The organism is Devosia ginsengisoli, from assembly GCF_007859655.1.
Taxonomy (GTDB): domain Bacteria; phylum Pseudomonadota; class Alphaproteobacteria; order Rhizobiales; family Devosiaceae; genus Devosia; species Devosia ginsengisoli.
The window spans coordinates 3,945,663-3,964,004 of the sequence record NZ_CP042304.1 but is presented as its reverse complement, the minus strand read 5'-3'; the positions used below and the strand labels follow the sequence as shown (position 1 = coordinate 3,964,004).

Below are 18,342 nucleotides of genomic sequence, written 5' to 3'. Positions count from 1 at the left end.
AGAAAATGGTAGACAGCGTCTTGGCAGACGATTTTCAGGCCCGGTGCTACTGGTGGGAAGACTTCGCGCCCCTGCGCAGCGAAGGCGAGTTGCCGGCTCGCGCCCCGGTGCTGATCATCGGTTCGGGCTTTGCGGGGCTCTCGGCAGCGCTGGAGCTCTCGAAGCGGAACGTTCAGGTTGTGGTGGTCGACGCCAGGGAGATCGGCTGGGGCGCCAGCTCGCGCAATGGCGGCGGCGTGGGCGCGGCGCTCGGCATCGGCAAGAGCTTCACCGGCAAGCAGACCCTGCCGAGCAGTGTCATCCGCGAACTTCGCACTGATGCGGCCCAGGCCTTCCCCCTGGTCCTCAAGCTCATCGAAGAAGAAAATATCGACTGCAAGCTGCGCCATGCCGGCCGGTTTGTCGGCGCCGCCACGCCCCGCCACTACGAAGATATGCGCAAACGCGCTGCCGAGCTCAATTCGACGACTGCGACGAACAGTTATGTTCTGTCACGCGAAGAGCAGCGCAGCGAGGTGGGCAGCGACTATTATTTCGGCGGCATGGTCACCGATGACGGTGCCACGATCCAGCCGGCCCTTTACGTGAAAGGGCTTATCGAGGCCTGCCTGCGCCGCGGCGTTCAGTTCATCTCGAACACGCCGGTGACCAAGCTGGAGCAGCAGGGCAAGCTATGGAAGGTGACCACCTCGGCCGGCGCATGCCTGGTGGATGACGTCATTGTCGCCACCAATGGCTATACTTCGGCGGTCACCCCGGCGCTCAGCAAGCGCATCATCCCTGTTGCCAGCCATATCATCGCCAGCGAAAAGCTGCCCGAAAGCACGATGAAGGAGCTGTTTCCAAAGGGAAAGATGATCTCCGACAGCAAGCGCGTGCTCTACTATTACCGACCTTCGCCCGACGGGACGCGCGTTATTTTCGGGGGCCGCGCGCGTTTCACGCAGGTCGGTGAAGAAAAGATCGGCATGCTGCTGCAGAGGGCAATGGTGGAGCGCTTTCCACAGATCGAGGGCGTCAAGGTCAGCTATGCGTGGTCCGGCTTGCTGGGCTTTACGCTCGACGCGACCGCTCACATGGGCAAGATCGACGGCCTGCATTACTGCATGGGCTGCAATGGCAGCGGCATCTCGATGATGACCTATCTAGGCTACCAGACTGCCCGGAAAGTTGCCCAGGCGCGCGACTACAGCTGTGCCTTTGAGAAACACCGTTTCCCGGGCCTGCCCTTTTACAATGGCGATACCTGGTTCCTGCCGATGGTGGGAAGCTATTACCGCATGCGCGACGATATCGACCGTGCATGGGGTGTTCGCAAGCATAACCGACAGAGTGGACACTAATGCTAATACAGACGATCGAGACCAGGCCGACAACTGAAGGCGTAGCCGGCGCACCCGCAGCTGACCGCCTCATCGAAGGCAATCCGCTCTTCACCTCCTGGTTGCAGGCGCAAGCCAAAGGCAATGTCGAAGTCGGTGTATGGGAAGCAACGCCCGGCACCTACAAATCGATTAAAGGCGAAGCCTTTGAGTTCTGCCATATCCTTGAGGGGGTTGCTGAGATCACCCCCGACGGGAGCGACCAGACCGCAACCTACCGCGCAGGCGACAATTTCGTCCTCAATCCCGGCTTTACCGGACGTTGGAAAACGATCGAGACAATTCGGAAGATTTTCGTGGTCGTCCGATAAAAATGCTTGGGCCTTTCGTAATCTGCGAAAGGCCCAAAAATCTATGGCTTGTAACCTCGGCCGGCTGTTCGATCATCACCGAGGGGCCGGGCTGGATGCCCTGGATTCCTGAAACGCCCTAAAATCTGACGGTGAGCCCGGCCGTGCCGGCAAGGCTGACGCTGTTGCCGAAATTGACGAGGCTTGTATTGGCGCTGCCCTGGCCGTGGATGGCGTATTTATCGTCGCCCCAGGCATAGGTGCCGCCGATCCCGAGGCCGCCCCAGAGGTTGTCCTGGGTGTTTACCAGTTCCACCCCGGCAAGGTCGGTCCTGCTGTCCGGCAGAACGTCGTAATAGAGATTGGCGATGCCATAGGCATGGAGACGGCTGGTCTCGCCGGACGCATCGGTCCAGCTATCCTGGTAGTCGGCCGAAAGGCCCAGCCGGATATTGAGGTCATTGCTTTCGACCAGCGAAACAGCGGCACCATAGGCGTCGGTAAAGCCATCATGGCGGACATCGGAATAGGTTAGCTGCGCCTGTGGCGTGATCGACCAGTTCGGCGCCAGCGCGATCCGCTGGCCGGCTTCGACGCCGAGGGCGTAACCGAAGCCATTATTGCCCGAAACCAGGCTGGTTGCCGCGGTGGCGGAAGAGAGCGCGCTGTCATACCAGGTCACGTTCGCCTGGGCGTCGAGGTAAAAGCCGCCCGAACCATACCAAGTCAGCGTTCCGCCCAGGCCATAGCCGGTGCTGCTGATCGAACCGTTTCCGAACATCGAAGTGACGTCGCCCGCAATGGTGCCGTATCGCGCTGAAACCCCGCCGACCAGAGTGCCCTGCTCGTGCGAATAGAGTGGCCGGTCGGCACCGGCCTGCAATTGCCAGGTGCCGACATCGATGTCCGCGCCGGTCGTGGTGAACCGGGGGGCGAGACTGGCGTGGTGGCCGACAATGCGGCCCCAGATGCCGCTATTGGGGTCGGCCGCTTCGGGCACAGCGCCCGCTTCGACCCCACCACCCGTCCAGGACCGGTTGCCGACGCGCTGCTGCAAGGTTTCGAGGTCGTTGAAGCTCTGCAGTGCCGTCGCATAGGCCTCGTAAATCGGGGCGCCGGCCTGATATAGCGGCCCGGTCGGGGTCGTGCCATTGACCAGGGCCGACCGCAGGTACCAGTCACCGTCGGCGGGCGTGCTGACGCCGCCCTGATGAAGACGATAGGCATAGGCGCCGGCGACAATGGCGGGCGCTCCTTCGAAGGCATAATGCCCCAGAAGCGTGAAATCGCCGCCGGAAACGCCACCGACATCGACGATCCTGATGCCTTCAGTGGTCTGTGCGCCGAGGCCGCCGAGATTGATGACGCGAACATTGGTGCTGCCGGCCGTGTCGCCGGTCACGACCAGCAGGTCGGTGGCCGAACTGTCGTCGCCCAGCACCGTTTCGATTTCGAGCGTACCGCCATTGCCGAGATAATTGCCGGCCACGGTCAGCGTGCCGATCGAATTGCCCGGGGCGATGGTGCCACCGGCAAAATTCGTCGTCGCCCCCACCTGGCCGATGCCCTGCAATCGTCCGCCTATGGCCTCGAACGATCCGCCAAGCGTGCCATCGACCGAAAGAATGCCGTCATAGACCCTGGAGACGCCCGACAGGGCTGCACTATTGGCGCTGAGCGTGGTCTGCCCGGTGCCGACCTGCCAAACGCCACCCGTCCCGCTGACCGTCCCGCCAAAGGTCACCGCGTCCGAGCGATTGAAAGCCAGGACGCCGCTATTGGCGACATTGCCCAAAATGCTGCCGCTCGTGCCGCCATTGCCCAGTTGCAAAGTGCCGGCCGCGATCGTCGTGCCACCGCCATACGTGTTGGCGCCGGTGAGAGTCAGCGTGCCCAGCCCTTCCTTGGTCAGGCTGCCCGTCCCGGTCATGACGGGGGCGATGCCGATATCGTGCCCATTGGTGTCGATGATACCGCCGCCGGCGTCGAGGGTGACCTGCTGGGCACCGTAATTGCTGAAAAAATTCGTGTTGTCGTAGATGGCGCGAACAATGCCGCCATCCAGGGTGACATTTGCGGTGCCTATGCCGCCCTGGAAACCACTGGTTTCCAGCACCCCGCGCGCACCCGGCGTGCCCAGTACATTCAGCGTGCCGCTGGCCGTCACATCCGATATGCCGAGATCGACGCCGCTATTGGCGTAAACCCGCGCGCCATCTTCGATGGTCATCTCCCCAACGCCGTAATTGCCGAGGTTGAGATTAAAGCTGGTTATCTCCCAGCTCGCGCCCCCGGTGACAGTCACATTGCCGTCGCCACCGGCATTGGCACCCACATAGCCCTGGTTGCTGGTCAGGCTGGCGCCGTCTTCAATGCGCAGAACGCCTTGGGCGACCAGACCGACCGTGAACTGTTCCGCCACGGTCCAGGCCGCGCCCGATGTCAGGAGGGCTTCTCCATAACCGACGACGCCAATGATGGCGTCATCGCTCGACACCGTGGCGCTATCGGAAAGCTCAATATTGCCTGTTCCCCAGGAACCAACGCTGATTCGGCCGACGGTCGTGACGCGACCGCCCTGTGCGACGTTCAGCGTACCTGTCCCCCTCCTGTCCGATGTTCAGACCTTGCTGAAGAGACCAGGCGGAAGCATTGCCTGAGCCATCCTCGCCTGAAACCGTCACGACACCGATGCCGCCCGGACTAGCGCCTATATAGCCTGTCTCCCCGCTGACGAACCCGCCGGCAAGAATATCGAGCGTTCCATTGCCATACTGCCCGATGACAACGTCGCCCAGATTGTTCCATCGCGAGTCCTGGCCCGAGACCATTGCGACGCCGATGCCCCCCACATCGTTGCCGACGTAACTTGTATTATTGGTCAATACGCCGCCATTGAGAATGGTCAGGTCACCCGAACCGTTCACACCAATCTCCAGGTCGACGCTGCCGTCGACGAGCGCAGGATTTAACGGCGTGCTGTCCCCGCCAATGAAGACTTGCGCCGATGCCGGCGAGAGCGCCGCCAGCGCCACGACGAAGGGCGCCGCCGACAGGAGCAGAGACCGGCGGGACGGCAAAACTGTTCGGAAAAAACGGCTTCCCTGCATGGCGACCGGACTGAAATGAAATCAAGTAATGCCCGATGTTGCGAATATGATGCTTAATTATCCACTAATCCCCTGTATCGCCGAGGGCTAAGCGTTTGAAACTGCTGCGGATGGAGGTAGTAACTTCGCCAACCCAAAATCCATACTGCCAAGGCGATGTCGACGATTGGGGTGGTCAGTCGACCCGAGCCCCCGCACGTACACAGCGTCTGCAATGCTTGCCTATCTGCCGGAAGCTGCCAGTCTGCTCTCCACCCAGTTTGGCGCCGGCAGACGGTCAGCTTTCGGCGAGTTCCAATGTCAGTCGGAACGACCGGTATGGGGCGCAATGTAGACCGGCTGCAGGCAGAACGGATGCCGCGCAACTGATAGCTAGCGAAATGGCGCGCCGGTCAGAACAGAACTGCGAACACCTATTTCATTGAAATCAATAGGTGATTTCCCTCCTACCCTCTAGCCGTCGCCAATATGGCCGACACGATAGGTACCTTTGTAGGCGCCCCGCCAACCACGAGCCGGTGACGTATCTTCGAGAGACTGAAAAGCTCGGGGGCCAATGCTTGGCGGTTGATCGTGCGATCCAGCGGCACGCCCCGCGCATTGAGGAAATGGCCGGCCAGGTCGCCAACCGCGCCATGGGCGATAAGCTCGGCTATCGATGCCATCGGGCAGGCCATAGCGCACCTGCAGAGAGCGATCGGAAACGTCACCGACGCTAAGATAGGCCAGATCGACATTGCAGATGGACTCGAATGTGCGGCGGCTGGGAAATGATGGCCACGCGGGATTCGGGCGAATCTGCATAGATTGGGGCTACGAAGTAGCGGCAATCTGCCGAAAACACCTTGGCAAAGCCGCGCACGATTTCAAAGGTGTTGATCTCCGCGCCTTGGATCGGACCACCATCCTGGAATGCACTTCCATTTTGGGGCGCACTCGGGGGGCATGAATTGCATGGTCTCGTGCAGCGTGGAGCCAGCAGAAATTCGCGTTTGCCAGCTGCGTGGATGTCGCCCCGGGACATTGGCAAGCCTGTATTCCGCCGACGAATAATCTAAACGGGAAACGCCGGGGTTCACACGGCTGTCACGACCCTGGTGCCATGTTCTGCGCGTGCGGCGGGAAACCAACAAGAGCGTCACGGCAGAGAAGCTGCAGGCTGCGTGCGAGGCGCTGCTCAATGCTGCTGATCACCCAGACGAAGTTACTGTCCGGAGCATTGCGCGGCGGGCGGGCGCTGCGGTCAGTGCAGTCAGCTATCATTTTGGAAGTGTCGAGCAACTGATCTTTTCAGTGGCCGAGCGGGTCTATATGAAGCTGAACGCCGAGCGACTGGCAATGCTGCAGGCGGCGGTACAGCGGGCGCATCCGGCACCTGCAAGCATCGAAGACCTTATCGTCGCCATGGTCGGCCCGTCCATCCGCTGGAGCCTCGATCGAGCATCCAGCTATAACGTGCTGCGACACATGACCAACCTGGCCCAGTCCAGCGAACACCCCGAGATATTCCGCCCCATGATCGAAGACATCGATCATCACCGCGTGTTCATTCCGCACTTCCGAACGATTGCGCCCTGGCTCAGCGACGTGGATATCGGCTTCCGCATCTCCTGCCTGCTGGGCGTTCGCTCGCAGATGACGCGTAACCGGCGCCGTACCGACGAATTGACCAGCCATGCGCTGAACCTGGACGATCCCCTGATCGTGCTTGAACAGGTCGTCGCGGCGACGACACCGATGTTCACCACACCACCTTCGACCAATTCAAACGTTGTTCCAAACTCGTCACGTCGCTGAGACGGTAGGGGCCTAGGCCATGCTCCAGCAACGGAGCACGACCCATGGCCGAGACCAGTTTCATCCATATCACCGACCTGCATGTCGGCAACCCCGCCGTCGCTGACGACCATCTGTTCAGCGACACGTCCAGGACGCTGGCCCGGGTGCTCGAGTTGATCGCCAGCATGGACCAGGCGCCCAAATTCATCATTGCCAGCGGCGACCTGACCAATCGCGGCGACGCCGACAGCTACCGCCAGCTGAAGGCCATCATGGCCGCCACCGACCTGCCCGTGGTCTATGCCATCGGCAACCATGACACCCGCGCTGGTTTCTACGAGGGCATGCTCGGCCAGACCCAAGCCCTCGACCTGCCCTACGATCACGAGCAGGTCATCGAAGCGGTGCATGTCATCACCCTCGATACCACCACGCCCGGCCAGATCGGAGGCAGTATCGAGCCCGAACAGTTCGCCTGGCTCGAAGCCGCGCTCGACAGCCATGCCGATCTGCCCAAGCTGATCGTCGCCCATCACGCCCCAGCGCTTGGCGATACCCCGCCCTGGGACCATTGGCGAACTATCGAGTTCAATCAGTCCCAGCAGCTCGCGGCTCTGCTCAGGGGCCGCAATGTGGTGGGCATTCTCTCCGGCCATATCCACCACGACCGCTTCTCGGTGTGGCACGGCATTCCGGTCATCGTCGGCATGGGCCAGCATGCCGCCACCGACATTCTCACCACCGATGTGCTGCGCATGGTGGAAGGCGCCTCGTTCGGCATCGGTACCATCCGCCGCTCCGGCCTCACCATGGCTCTGGTGCCCCTGCCCCAGACCCGAGCCGAACTCAATCGCTACGACCTCAAGCTCCTCCGTCAAAAGCAGGAAGCTGCCCTGGCCGACGCCGCCGCAGGCTGATCTCCCAACTCCAAGGACCCCACCGATGATCAAACGCAATTTCATCAAGCTGCTGGCCGCCGCCGGCTTGGGCTTTACCGCCCTTTCCGGCATGGCCTTCGCCCAAATGGCCGATGACATCACCGAACCGGTGACCATCACCTTCTACAATTACAACCTCGCCACCGCGAGCGCTGGCGCCGACGCCACACGCGAACTGTTGGCCAGGTTCGAGGAAGAAAACCCCAATATCACGGTCGAGACCATCGGCGTGCCGTCCAACGAGATCGGAACGCGTCTGCAGGCCGATATGGCCGCTGGCCAGCAGCCCGACCTGGCCCAACTGGTGTTTCGCGACCTAATCTACGTCGCCAGCGACCTGGGCGCCAATGCCCTGGAAGACATGGCCGGCTCGGACGGCTATGCCGAGCTGACCGACGGCATGATCCCCCCGCGGCCTCGATCTCGGCAAGGTCGACGGCAAGACCTATGGCCTTGCCTACACTTTCTCGACCCCGATCCTCTATTACAACGCAGACCTGTTCCGTGCTGCCGGTCTCGACCCCGACAATCCGCCCAAGACCTGGGCCGAGGTAAAGACCGCGGCCGAAGCCATCGTCGAAAAGACCGATGCCGAAGGCTTCTTCCCCGGCGCCTATGGCCCGGCCGATGGCACCTTCGTCTATCAGGCCATCCTGATGTCCAATGGCGGCAATGTCCGCGACGGCAACACCCTGACCTTCGCCAATCCCGAAGGCATCGAAGCGGTGCGGATGCTGCGCGACATGGTCGATAGCGGCGCGCATGCCCGGATCGACCCTGCCGGCGCCAACGATGCCATGCTGAGCGGCCAGTTGGGCATGTATCTCTATACCAGCGCCTTGCAGAACGCCCTTTCGACCGCTGCCGAAGGCAATTGGGAGCTGCGCGTCGCCGCCATGCCGAGCTTCGCTGACAAACCGACCACCCCGACCAATTCGGGCAGCGCCCTGTTCAGCTTCTCCAAGGCCCCGGTCAAGCAGCGCGCCTCCTATGAGCTGATGAAGTTCCTCACCTCGAAATACGGCTACACCATCATCACCAGCAAGATCGGCTACCTGCCGCTGCGCCTCGATATCGTCGACGATCCGGATTTTCTCGGTCCGTGGACCGAAACCCATCCGCTGATCCGTCCGAACCTGGAACAGCTGTCTCGGCTCACTCCCAATGTTGCCTTCCCCGGCCCCAACTACCGCCAGGCCGAGGCCATGATGAAGGAGGCAGTCGTCGAAGCCGTGCTTGGTGAAGGCGATGTCTCCGAAGTGCTGAGCTTCGCCCAGGACAATGCCCAGGGCCTGATGCCCTGATGCCGACCGGGCGCGGCCGTGCCGCGCCCATCTCTTTCGACTGAACGGAGGCAGCCATGACCATGGCGGCGATGCGTCACTGGCCCTTGCCCGACACCCACAATATCCGCGATCTGGGCGGCTATGCCCGCATCACCGGCGGCGCTACACAATGGCGTCGCATCCTGCGGGGCGAGGCCCTGCATCCCCTGCGCGACGACAGCATCGCTCGACTGGTCGAGGATGGCCTGACGCTGGTCATCGACCTGCGCGGGCCGCATGAGACCAGTCTTACGTCGCATCCTTTTCGCGAGCACGCCACGGTCGCCTACCGCAACATCGCCTTGTTTGACGCCCTGGCGCCCATCGCCATGAGCGCGGTGCCCTTCGACATGGCGCGGCGCTATTGCGACGCCCTGGATAAATGCCGCCCGCAACTCGCCGAGGTGCTGCGCGCCGTCATCGCCGCGCCGCGCGGCATCGTCCTGTTCCACTGCACGGCGGGCAAGGATCGCACCGGCATCATTGCCGCGCTCTTGCTGCTGATTTCCGGCGTCGGTCGCGCCGACATCGTCGCCGACTATGCGCTCACCGCCGCAGCGGACGACCTGATCGGCCAGTTACGTGAGCGCGCGCTTTCAGCTGGCGGCCGGCCCGAACATGTCGAGCGCGTGCTTGCCAGCGATGCTGCGACCATGCTGGTCATGCTCGACCATCTCGACATCGCTCATGGTGGCATCGACGCCTACCTTGCTGGAATCGGGCTGACGCGCTCCGAGGTGGCCCTGCTGGCCGACCGCCTATGTGCCTAGCCGCCTCAGGCGGCGATGGCGGCCCAGCACATGGCGGCCACAAGCTGTCGGTCGGCATCTGTCAGCCTGGTCTCGGTCATGCGCCGGCGCTTCAGCGTATTGCGGATGGACCCGCGCATGAAGCTCATGATCATGGTCGGCGGGCCTGCTCGAACCACACCCGCAGCCTGCGCCGCCTCGATCATGGCGATGCCGTGCTCGACGAAGGCGCCGAAAATGGCCTTGGCGTCCCTCAGGGTAATCAGTGGATTATTGTCGAGATAATCGAACAGCCGCGCCCGGTCGGGATCCTCCCAGATGAAGTCGATATAGCTCTCGATATAGCGGCGCACCGGCTCTTCGCCGCTATCCCCGCCGGACGGGGTCACGAGGCTCTCGGTCATCAATGCCGTGACGCGCGTATAGACGCCCAGCACCAGCGCTTCCTTGGAGTCGAAGTAATTGTAGAGCGAGCCGGTGGCCACGCTTGCCTCTTCGGCGATCGCGGCCATGGAGCACTGCAAGCCGTTGCGAACGATGAGCCGTGCGGCCGCTGCTAGTATGCGCTCACGCTTGTCGAGGACAACATCCATAAACTGAATGAACCTTCATTCACCTGTCATGGAGGGAAGCTAACCCTAACGAAGGCGCCACACAAGATGTTTGTAACAAAACTTATGCGCCACAAAGAGTTACAGCGAAAATTTTGCCGCTGGACCCCACCAGAGCAAGGAGAGCGCCCATGTCCGACCCCGTCACTTTCATCCATCTGACCGACCTGCATGTCGGTAATACCGCCGTGCAGGATGATCATCTTTTCTCCGACACCACGACGACGCTGCGGCGCATCCTGGCGGACATCAAGACGCTGGTGCCTCAGCCCAAATTCATCGTCGCCAGCGGCGACCTGACAAACCGCGGCGACCAGGGCAGCTACGAAAACCTCAAGTCGATCGTGGCGGAATCCGGCCTCGACATGCCGGTCCTCTATGCGCTGGGCAATCACGACCGTCGCGACGGCTTCTATCCGGCTATGCTCGGCCGCACCGACAATGTCGATGCCCCTTACGACCATGCCGAAGTCATTGCCGGCATCCACGTCATCGTTCTCGACTCCAGCGTGCCCGACAAGGTCGGCGGTTCGTTCGAGCCGGGCCAGCTCGACTGGCTCAAGGCCGAACTCGAAAACCATGCCGCGCTGCCCAAGCTGCTCGTCATGCACCACGCGCCGGCGCTCGATACGCACAACCCGACCATGGAGTGGGAATCGCTGTCCTACGCCGATACCGAGGCCTTGCGCCAGGCCGTCGCCGGCAAGACCGTGCTGGGCATCCTCTCGGGCCATATCCACTACGACCGCGTATCCAACTGGTACGGCATCCCCGCCGTTGTCGGCATCGGCCAGCATGCCGCCACCGACGTGCTCTGGCTGCATGAAGGCCTGCGCATGCTCGAAGGCGCCGCCTTCGCCATCGGCACCGTGCGGCCCTCGGGTCTCACCATCACCTTCGCGCCGCAGGCGGCCACCCGTCGCGAACTGCACAGCTTCACCTTCTCCGGCATGGCCGAGATGCTGAAGAAATACGAAGCCGACACCGCCGTCGCCGCTGCTGAATGACAGGAACCACAACCATGCTCCGCATGACCATCCTTGCCAGCTTGCTGGCGCTCTCCACGGCTGCTCCCGTGCTCGCCCAGACCATGGCGCCCAGCCTCGACCAGCCCGTCACCATCACCTTCTACAATTACAATCTGGCCACTGCCGGCCTCGGTGCCGAAGCCACGCAGAAGCTGATCGACGAATTCATGGAAGCCAACCCGAACGTCACCGTCGAGGGTATCGGCTATTCCAGCGCCGACGGCAGCCGCATCCAGGCCGACCTGGCCGCCGGCATGCCGGTTGACCTGGTCCAGACCGTGTTCAGCGATCTCGACTTTTCGGTGACCAATTTCGGCGCCCGGGCGCTGGAAGACATTGCCCCCGCCGAGGAAATCGCCGCCCATCTCGAAGGCATGCATCCCAACGGCACCAAGCTGGGCGTGCTGAACGGCAAGACCTATGGCCTGGCCTATACATTCTCGACGCCGATCCTGTTCTACAATGCCGACCTCTTCCGCGCGGCCGGCCTTGATCCGGACAATCCGCCACAGACCTGGGCGGACGTCAAATCGGCGGCTCTCGCCATCGAGGAAAAGACCGACGCCGAAGGCTTTACCGGAGGCATTACCGGACCGGGCGCAGTCGACTGGCTGTTCCAGGGCGTCGTGCGCTCCAACAATGGCGAAGTGATCTCGCGCGACCGCACCACGCTGAAATTCGCCGAGCCGGAAGCGGTCGAGGCCGTCACCATGCTGCGCGACCTCTACGATGCCGGCGTCTACGAAAATTACGACTTTGCCGGCGCCATCGACGGCATGGCCTCGGGCAATCTGGGCATGTACCTGCAGACCAGCGCATTGCAGGGCTCGCTGGTGGCCGGCGCCGAGGGCAATTACGAGCTGCGTTCGTCCTCCATGCCGCGCTTCGGCGACAAGCCGACCCGCCCGAACAATTCGGGCAGCGCCCTCACCATCCACACCGCCGACCCGCTCAAGCAACGCGCCGCCTGGGAGTTGATGAAGTTCCTGACCTCCGAGCATGGCTATACCATCATCACCTCGGAAATCGGCTACCTGCCCCTGCGCCCGGCCATCGTCACCGATCCCGACTATCTCGCCGGCTGGGTCGCCGAGCATCCGCTGGTTGCCCCCAATCTGGAGCAGCTCGATCGTCTCGAGCCCTGGGACCCGATGCCCGGCCCGAACTACCGTCAGATCGGCAAGACCATGATGGACGCGGTGGAAATGTCGGTCTTCGGCGGCGCCGATGTCGCGGCCACCCTGGCCGATGCCCAGGCCAATGCCCAGGCCTTGATGCCCTGATCCCCTTGGCCCGCCTGCGGGCGGGCCAGCCACTCTCTCATATAGGAGCCGCGCCATGGCGGTTGCTTCCACCCCCCGACCCGCCTGCGACGCGTCAGCAACGCGCGCTGGACTCCCTGGCTTTACCTGGCCCCCGCCCTGATTACGCTGGTCGTGTGGATTTACTGGCCGCTGGTCGATGCCATGCGGCTCAGCTTCTACCAGTGGAACATGCTGCCCACCTCACCGCAGATCTTTGTCGGCTGGGAAAATTACCAGCGCATTTTCGCCCTGCCCAAGTTCTGGCAGGCCCTGCGCAATACCGGCGTCTATATTCTCGGCCTGCTGCCGCTGGCCGTGCTCATTCCGCTGGCCATCGCCATCTATACCCATGACTTGCCCGAGCGCTGGCGCAACATCTACCGCGCCATTATCTTCGTGCCGATGATCATCGCGCCGGTCGTAGCCGCCGCCGTATGGCGCTGGCTGCTCGATCCCAGCTATGGCCTGACCAACCAGGCCATCAAGGGGATGGGTCTCGATCCCGTGAAGTTTCTCTCCGATCCCGATGTCGCCATCTGGACCGTCATCGTCATTACCGGCTGGAAGCTGATGGGCTTTTCCACCCTCATCCTTTCGGCCGCCAACGCCAACATCAATCCGACGCTGATCGAAGCCGCCCGCATGGACGGCGCCGGCAAATGGGAAATCATCCGCGACGTCCGCCTGCCGCTGCTCAGTTCCACCGTGCTGTTCCTCGTGGTCATGACCATCCTGCTCGGCGCGCAATGGAGCTTCACCTATATCAACGTGCTGACCGGGGGCGGTCCGCTCGGGGCTACTACCAATATCTATTACCTGCTCTGGGATTTTGGCTTCTCCACCATGTCGGTGGGTTGGGGCTCGGCCTCGGCGGTCATTCTCTTCCTTGGCTTCGGCGTCGTGGCCTTTGTGCTGTTCCGCCTGATCGACAGGTATTCCTTCCATGACAACTGATGCTCTTGCCCGCCCGGCCCTGGCCCGGCCCGCCACTCTGCGTCGCATATCGACCCAATCCGGCCTCAACACGGCCGCGGGCCACCTGCTCATGGTGCTGCTGTCGATCTTCTGCCTGTTTCCGGTCTACTGGATGCTGGTCAGTTCCTTCCGCCCGGCCAATACGCTGTTTGAAACCAGCCTCTGGCCGACCCAGCCCTCGCTCGACAACTACACCCGCGCCATCGACGCCATCCCGATCGCACGGATGCTGGTCAACACCCTGGTCTTCTCCGCGGTTTCGACCGTTTTCCAATTGCTGACCGGCATTCTGGCCGCTTTCGCCTTTGCCCGCTGGCGGTTCCCGCTCGACAAGCTGGTCTATACCGCCGTGGCGCTCACCTGGTTGGTCCCCTTCCAGGTGGTGATGATCCCCAACTACCTGCTGATCGCGCAAATGGGCCTGCTCGATAGCGTGCTTGCGCTCATCCTGCCCAATATTGCCGCGGCGCTCGCCATCATGCTGCTGGCCCAGGCCATGCGCGGTTTCCCCAGGGAAGTTATCGAGGCCGCCCGCATGGATGGCGCCAGCAACTGGCGCATCCTGTGGGAGGTATTGGTGCCCAACCTGCGCGGCACCATCGCCTCGCTGGCCATCCTCATCTTCATTTCGACCTGGAACGAGTATTTCTGGCCTCTGCTGCTCAGCCGCACAGCCGAAAACAGCGTCGTCCAGATCGGCATCCAGATGTTCATGACCGCCGAAGGCAACCAATGGGGACCGCTCATGGCTGCCTCCACGCTGGCCAGCCTGCCGGTTCTCGTCATCTATATCGTCCTGCAGCGTCAGGTCGTCCAATCCTTCATGAAATCCGGAATCCGTTGATGCAACCCGCACCCACCCGTCACCTGCCCATCAAGGGCACCTATAATGTCCGCGACCTAGGCGGCTATGCCACATCCGGCGGCCAGACCCGCTGGCGCCGCCTGCTCCGCGCCGACGCCCTACACCGGCTCGACGAGGAAGGGGTAGAAACGATGCTCGCCTCGGGCATCACCACCGTCATCGATCTCCGGCACGGCGATGAGTTGACCCATCAGCCCAATCCATTCAACGGACATACTGCGGTCATCTATCACAACATCTCCCTGCTCGATGGCCTGGCTCCTGCCCAGATGGACGAGGGCGACGTATTGCTCGAACTCTACAAGCTCGCGCTTATGCGGCGGCAGCCCGCGCTGGCGCAGGTGCTGCGTATCATCGCCGACGCCCCACCCGGTGCCGTCCTCTTCCATTGCACCGCCGGCAAGGACCGTACTGGCATCGTCGCCGCCCTGTTGCTCGGGATTGCCGGCGTGGAACCCGCGCTCATCGTCGAGGACTATGCGCTGACCGCACGCCTCATCGCGCCGATCGTCGCCGACATCACCGCTGGCGCCGTGGCGCGTGGCGCCGACCCCGCGAGCTTCCAGCGCCTGCTGGCCTCCGAGCCCGCCACCATGGCCGCCACCCTTGCTTTCATCACTGCCGAGTTCGGCTCCATCGCTGCCTATATCGAGCGCATCGGACTGACACCGATTACGATCGAACGCCTGCGCAACCGCCTTGTGGGAGAATTCTGATGGCCGATGTCACGATCACCAACGTCAAGAAATCCTATGACGGCAAGCCCGTGCTACATGGCATCGATGTTGCCCTGCCCGACGGCCATTTCGTGGTCATCGTCGGCCCCTCGGGCTGTGGCAAGTCGACCCTGCTGCGGATGATTGCCGGCCTCGAGGACATCACTGCGGGCACCATCGCCATCGGCGGCACCGTGATGAACGACATCGAGCCGGCCGACCGCGGCTGCGCCATGGTGTTCCAGAATTACGCACTCTACCCGCACATGACAGTGCGGCAGAACATTTCCTACCCGCTGCGCCTCGCCAGGCTTCCTGCTGCCGAGCGCGACATGCGCGTCGATCACGCCGCCAAAATCCTCAACCTCACCGATTATCTCGACCGCCGCCCGGCGCAACTGTCCGGCGGCCAGCGCCAGCGTGTTGCCATGGGTCGGGCCATCGTGCGCGAACCCGATGTCTTCCTGTTCGACGAACCGCTCTCCAATCTCGACGCCCTGCTGCGCGTGCAGATGCGCATCGAGATCAAGCGCCTGCACAAACGCCTCAACGCCACTTCCATTTTCGTGACCCATGACCAGGTCGAGGCCATGACCCTGGCCGATACGCTGATCGTCATGAATGCCGGCCGTATCGAGCAGATCGGCTCGCCCGCCGAGGTCTATCGCCGCCCCGCCTCGATCTTTGTCGCCGGCTTCATGGGCGCGCCGGCGATGAACCTTTTGCCAGCCACCGTTGGCCTGGGCGGCAAGGTCACGCTGGACGGCATTGCCAACGACGTGGCGATAGGACAATCGACCCTGCTCGCTGGCACCACGCTGACCATAGGTATCCGCCCCGAAAATATTGCGCTATCGGCTGTGAAGGGACAGGGCCTGCCGGCAACTGTCGATCTGGTCGAAGAACTGGGCGGTTCGCGGGTAGCCTATTGCAACCTCGATGGCAGCGAAGTCGCCGTGGTATTGCCGCCAGGCGATGACAAAATCGACGGCAACACAATGTGGCTGACCTTTCCACCCCAACTGATCCAGAGCTTCGATCGCCTATCCGGCCTGCGCCTCGATGTACCGATGAAGACCGTATCCACGAGCAGCATGAAGCGCGAGGACGCGTAATGCCACCTGTCGTCAACGCATGATTGGCGGCACGATCTGTCCGGAGCAGTACGTCCTCGCGGTAGGCAGCTGCTATTCTTGGGTATGCTGTCCCGGCTTGAGACGCACAGCCAAATTGGCGGGAGCTCCTGGCAGGCTCAACCGAGCCAGGGGTTCCATCAATGCAATCTGCGGCGGCAGATCATGGCATCTTTAGAAGCTCGCGATTCGATCCTGAACGGCAAGAAATTGGGTCGGAAGCCGTCAAGGGCTAAGCCAATAGACGACGCGCCGGTCGTTAGTTCGCAGTTTTATTCTGAATGGCAGTATTTTGGCGCGCCCGAAGAGATTCGAACTCCTGACCCCCAGATTCGTAGTCTGGTGCTCTATCCAGCTGAGCTACGGGCGCGCAGGCCGTCGTGGACGGCTGTTCAGACGGTGGCGGAACGCTCAATGGCCTGAAGCGGCGCAACCCATACATGGGCGGTTCCGGCTTGGCAAGCGCGCCGGTGACAGTTTTTCGTCACTGGGCGGTCGCCGGAGCACAGAGCCAAGGTCGCGCAGGCTTTTGCGGGAGCGGATGAGGTGCTGCGTGTCGAGAATGCTTGAGGAAGCATGCCGGAGCAAGGGCCGGTCGGCCAGAGCCCTTCGGCCGCCCGGCGAAATCGCTCAAAGTCCTTGTTTGCCGCGTTTCCGGACCGCAAAACCGTGCCGCTTTTGCTGGAAACGCCCCAATTCAGACGTCGACGCGCAGCGTGGTGGGCAGGATCAGGTCGAAGCGGGTGCCGGTGGGCTGGTCGGCCAGCAGCAGTTTGCCGCCATGGGCCTCGGTGATTTCGCGGGCAATGGCCAGGCCCAGGCCGGTGCCGCCGGCACGGGCCGAGCCCTCGAAGGCGACGAAGAGGTTTTCGCGGGCCCGTGGCGGCAGGCCGGGGCCGTTGTCGCTGACCGAGAGGGTCACGGTTTCTTCGTCCTCGCTGACGGTGACGGAAACCTGGGGGGACGCAATCGCGGTGCCGGCGGCTTCGAGCGCCTCGCGGGCATTCTTGAGCAGGTTGAGCAGGACGCGGCCGAGCTGGCTGGCATCGACGTTGAGCACCAGCGATTCAGGCACCGCGTTGGCAAAGCCGATGGCGGGGTGGCCGACCAGGCGGGCCTCGAAAGCCGCGTCATCCACCAGCGCCAGCATGGCCACCGGCGCCAGCACGGGCGGCGCCGCGGTTTCGCGGCCATAGTCGAGCACGGATTGGGCGAAGCCGATGGCCTTGTCCAGCGTGGTGACGAGGCGCGGCGCCAGTCGCTGCACCTTGGGATCATCAAGCGTCGCCACCTGGTCGGACAGCAGTTGCGCCGAGGTCAGGGTGTTGCGCAGATCGTGGTTGATCTTGGCGACGGCCAGGCCCAGATCGGCCAGGTGCCGGCGCTGGCGCAGCATGGAAAAAAGGTCCGATTCCATGGCAGCCAGCTCGCGCTCGACAATGCCGATTTCATCCCGCCGTGCCGAGGGGGTGATGATGAGGCTGGCATTTTCGGGCGCCTGGCGGAAGGCCAGCATATTCTGGGTCAGCCGGCGCACCGGATAGATGAAGAGGAAGCTGGCGAGCAGGTAGAGCGCCACGGCGGTCACGACGGCAATCGCCAGCGAGACAATGCCGATCTGGCGGGAATAGGCCAGCATGTCCTGGCGCAGCGGGCGCTCCGACATCAGCAGTTCGACGAGGCTATCGTCGAGATCGCCCTGCCCCACAATGCGCAGGGTACGGTCTGGACTGGCGAACAGCACGTCGATGGCGCCGACGATCAGCGTCATCAGATCGGCCTGCCGCATGTCGGCGGTGACAACCACATCGGGCCGCACCGGGCTGGCCAGCTCAATGAGCTGGCTCTGGCCCTGGCGGCGATAGACGATGGCATTGGCGCCGGCCGAGGTCAGCAGGCGATCGGTCAGTTCGCGCGGCAGCGCCATGACGTCGGGCACGGCATCGAGCACACGCGCCGCAACCACGCCGACGCGCAGCCGGTCATCGAGCCAGTTGGCACGGAACGTGGCCAGGGAGGGCAGATACACCACAACCTCGACCAGAAGTATCACCGCGATGATGGTGGCGATGAGCTTGATCGAGAGACCGGAGAACCGGCCGGGCGGGGCGCTGCGTTCGGCTGTCATTTCAAATCA

At 62.7% G+C, this 18,342-nt stretch carries 17 protein-coding genes, 1 tRNA gene and 1 pseudogene; 13 read left to right on the top strand and 6 right to left on the bottom strand.

Annotated features, from left to right (window positions below):
* Positions 1-20 precede the first annotated feature (20 nt).
* Together FPZ08_RS19365 and FPZ08_RS19360 are read left to right on the top strand one after the other, a co-directional pair.
* Positions 21-1,343 (top strand): NAD(P)/FAD-dependent oxidoreductase, encoded by a 1,323-nt coding sequence (locus tag FPZ08_RS19365; protein ID WP_186767086.1) that lies wholly within the window; start codon positions 21-23, stop codon positions 1,341-1,343.
* Positions 1,343-1,693, top strand: coding sequence for a cupin domain-containing protein (locus FPZ08_RS19360; protein ID WP_146291982.1), 351 nt, complete (start codon positions 1,343-1,345; stop codon positions 1,691-1,693). The genes FPZ08_RS19365 and FPZ08_RS19360 overlap by 1 nt, the downstream gene beginning before the upstream one ends.
* A gap of 118 nt (positions 1,694-1,811) precedes the next feature.
* Here the strand turns inward: FPZ08_RS19360 and FPZ08_RS19355 are convergent, their stop codons facing one another.
* The 3 genes from FPZ08_RS19355 to FPZ08_RS19345 all read right to left on the bottom strand — a co-directional run bounded on the left by FPZ08_RS19355 (position 1,812) and on the right by FPZ08_RS19345 (position 5,447).
* Positions 1,812-4,169: an autotransporter family protein gene (locus tag FPZ08_RS19355; RefSeq protein ID WP_246132725.1), complete on the bottom strand. Its 2,358-nt coding sequence runs from the start codon at positions 4,167-4,169 to the stop codon at positions 1,812-1,814.
* Between the two features lie 19 nt (positions 4,170-4,188).
* Positions 4,189-4,782 carry a hypothetical protein gene (locus FPZ08_RS19350; protein ID WP_146291978.1) on the bottom strand — a complete coding sequence of 198 codons (594 nt, stop codon included), beginning with the start codon at positions 4,780-4,782 and terminating at the stop codon, positions 4,189-4,191.
* A 446-nt stretch (positions 4,783-5,228) separates the two neighbouring features.
* Positions 5,229-5,447, bottom strand: coding sequence for a sugar-binding domain-containing protein (locus FPZ08_RS19345; protein WP_186767085.1), 219 nt, complete (start codon positions 5,445-5,447; stop codon positions 5,229-5,231).
* Positions 5,448-5,895: 448 nt separating this feature from the next.
* Here FPZ08_RS19345 and FPZ08_RS19340 point away from each other — a divergent pair, with 448 nt between their 5' ends.
* From FPZ08_RS19340 to FPZ08_RS19325, 5 genes and pseudogenes are all read left to right on the top strand, one after another.
* Positions 5,896-6,579, top strand: a complete 684-nt coding sequence (locus tag FPZ08_RS19340) for a TetR family transcriptional regulator (RefSeq protein ID WP_146291974.1) — start codon at positions 5,896-5,898, stop codon at positions 6,577-6,579.
* A 44-nt stretch (positions 6,580-6,623) separates the two neighbouring features.
* The gene (locus FPZ08_RS19335) at positions 6,624-7,478 is read left to right on the top strand and encodes a metallophosphoesterase (protein ID WP_146291972.1); all 855 of its coding nucleotides are present in this window, start codon (positions 6,624-6,626) and stop codon (positions 7,476-7,478) included.
* Positions 7,479-7,503: 25 nt separating this feature from the next.
* A pseudogene (locus FPZ08_RS22700) lies at positions 7,504-7,839 on the top strand (extracellular solute-binding protein); the annotation flags it as partial.
* A 136-nt stretch (positions 7,840-7,975) separates the two neighbouring features.
* Positions 7,976-8,803, top strand: coding sequence for an extracellular solute-binding protein (locus FPZ08_RS19330; RefSeq protein ID WP_281285692.1), 828 nt, complete (start codon positions 7,976-7,978; stop codon positions 8,801-8,803).
* Between the two features lie 56 nt (positions 8,804-8,859).
* On the top strand, positions 8,860-9,594 hold the full coding sequence (locus FPZ08_RS19325) for a tyrosine-protein phosphatase (protein WP_146291970.1): 735 nt from the start codon (positions 8,860-8,862) through the stop codon (positions 9,592-9,594).
* Between the two features lie 5 nt (positions 9,595-9,599).
* On the opposite strand, the gene FPZ08_RS19320 is transcribed toward FPZ08_RS19325, so the two are convergent.
* The gene (locus tag FPZ08_RS19320; protein WP_146291968.1) at positions 9,600-10,166 is read right to left on the bottom strand and encodes a TetR/AcrR family transcriptional regulator; all 567 of its coding nucleotides are present in this window, start codon (positions 10,164-10,166) and stop codon (positions 9,600-9,602) included.
* Between the two features lie 149 nt (positions 10,167-10,315).
* Here FPZ08_RS19320 and FPZ08_RS19315 point away from each other — a divergent pair, with 149 nt between their 5' ends.
* The 6 genes from FPZ08_RS19315 to FPZ08_RS19290 all read left to right on the top strand — a co-directional run bounded on the left by FPZ08_RS19315 (position 10,316) and on the right by FPZ08_RS19290 (position 16,187).
* Positions 10,316-11,191 carry a metallophosphoesterase gene (locus tag FPZ08_RS19315; protein WP_146291966.1) on the top strand — a complete coding sequence of 292 codons (876 nt, stop codon included), beginning with the start codon at positions 10,316-10,318 and terminating at the stop codon, positions 11,189-11,191.
* A gap of 14 nt (positions 11,192-11,205) precedes the next feature.
* Positions 11,206-12,495 carry an ABC transporter substrate-binding protein gene (locus FPZ08_RS19310; RefSeq protein WP_146291964.1) on the top strand — a complete coding sequence of 430 codons (1,290 nt, stop codon included), beginning with the start codon at positions 11,206-11,208 and terminating at the stop codon, positions 12,493-12,495.
* A gap of 153 nt (positions 12,496-12,648) precedes the next feature.
* Positions 12,649-13,470 carry a carbohydrate ABC transporter permease gene (locus tag FPZ08_RS19305; RefSeq protein ID WP_246132723.1) on the top strand — a complete coding sequence of 274 codons (822 nt, stop codon included), beginning with the start codon at positions 12,649-12,651 and terminating at the stop codon, positions 13,468-13,470.
* A complete protein-coding gene (locus FPZ08_RS19300) occupies positions 13,460-14,335 on the top strand; it encodes a carbohydrate ABC transporter permease (RefSeq protein WP_146291962.1) in 876 nt (291 codons plus the stop codon). The genes FPZ08_RS19305 and FPZ08_RS19300 overlap by 11 nt, the downstream gene beginning before the upstream one ends.
* Positions 14,335-15,072 carry a tyrosine-protein phosphatase gene (locus FPZ08_RS19295; RefSeq protein ID WP_246132722.1) on the top strand — a complete coding sequence of 246 codons (738 nt, stop codon included), beginning with the start codon at positions 14,335-14,337 and terminating at the stop codon, positions 15,070-15,072. Before FPZ08_RS19300 ends, FPZ08_RS19295 begins: the two co-directional genes overlap by 1 nt.
* A complete protein-coding gene (locus tag FPZ08_RS19290) occupies positions 15,072-16,187 on the top strand; it encodes an ABC transporter ATP-binding protein (RefSeq protein ID WP_146291958.1) in 1,116 nt (371 codons plus the stop codon). Before FPZ08_RS19295 ends, FPZ08_RS19290 begins: the two co-directional genes overlap by 1 nt.
* A 311-nt stretch (positions 16,188-16,498) precedes the next feature.
* Here FPZ08_RS19290 and FPZ08_RS19285 read toward each other — a convergent pair.
* Positions 16,499-16,575 (bottom strand) — tRNA-Arg (locus FPZ08_RS19285).
* A gap of 327 nt (positions 16,576-16,902) precedes the next feature.
* Positions 16,903-18,333, bottom strand: coding sequence for a sensor histidine kinase (locus FPZ08_RS19280; RefSeq protein ID WP_146291956.1), 1,431 nt, complete (start codon positions 18,331-18,333; stop codon positions 16,903-16,905).
* Between the last annotated feature and the right edge of the window lie 9 nt (positions 18,334-18,342).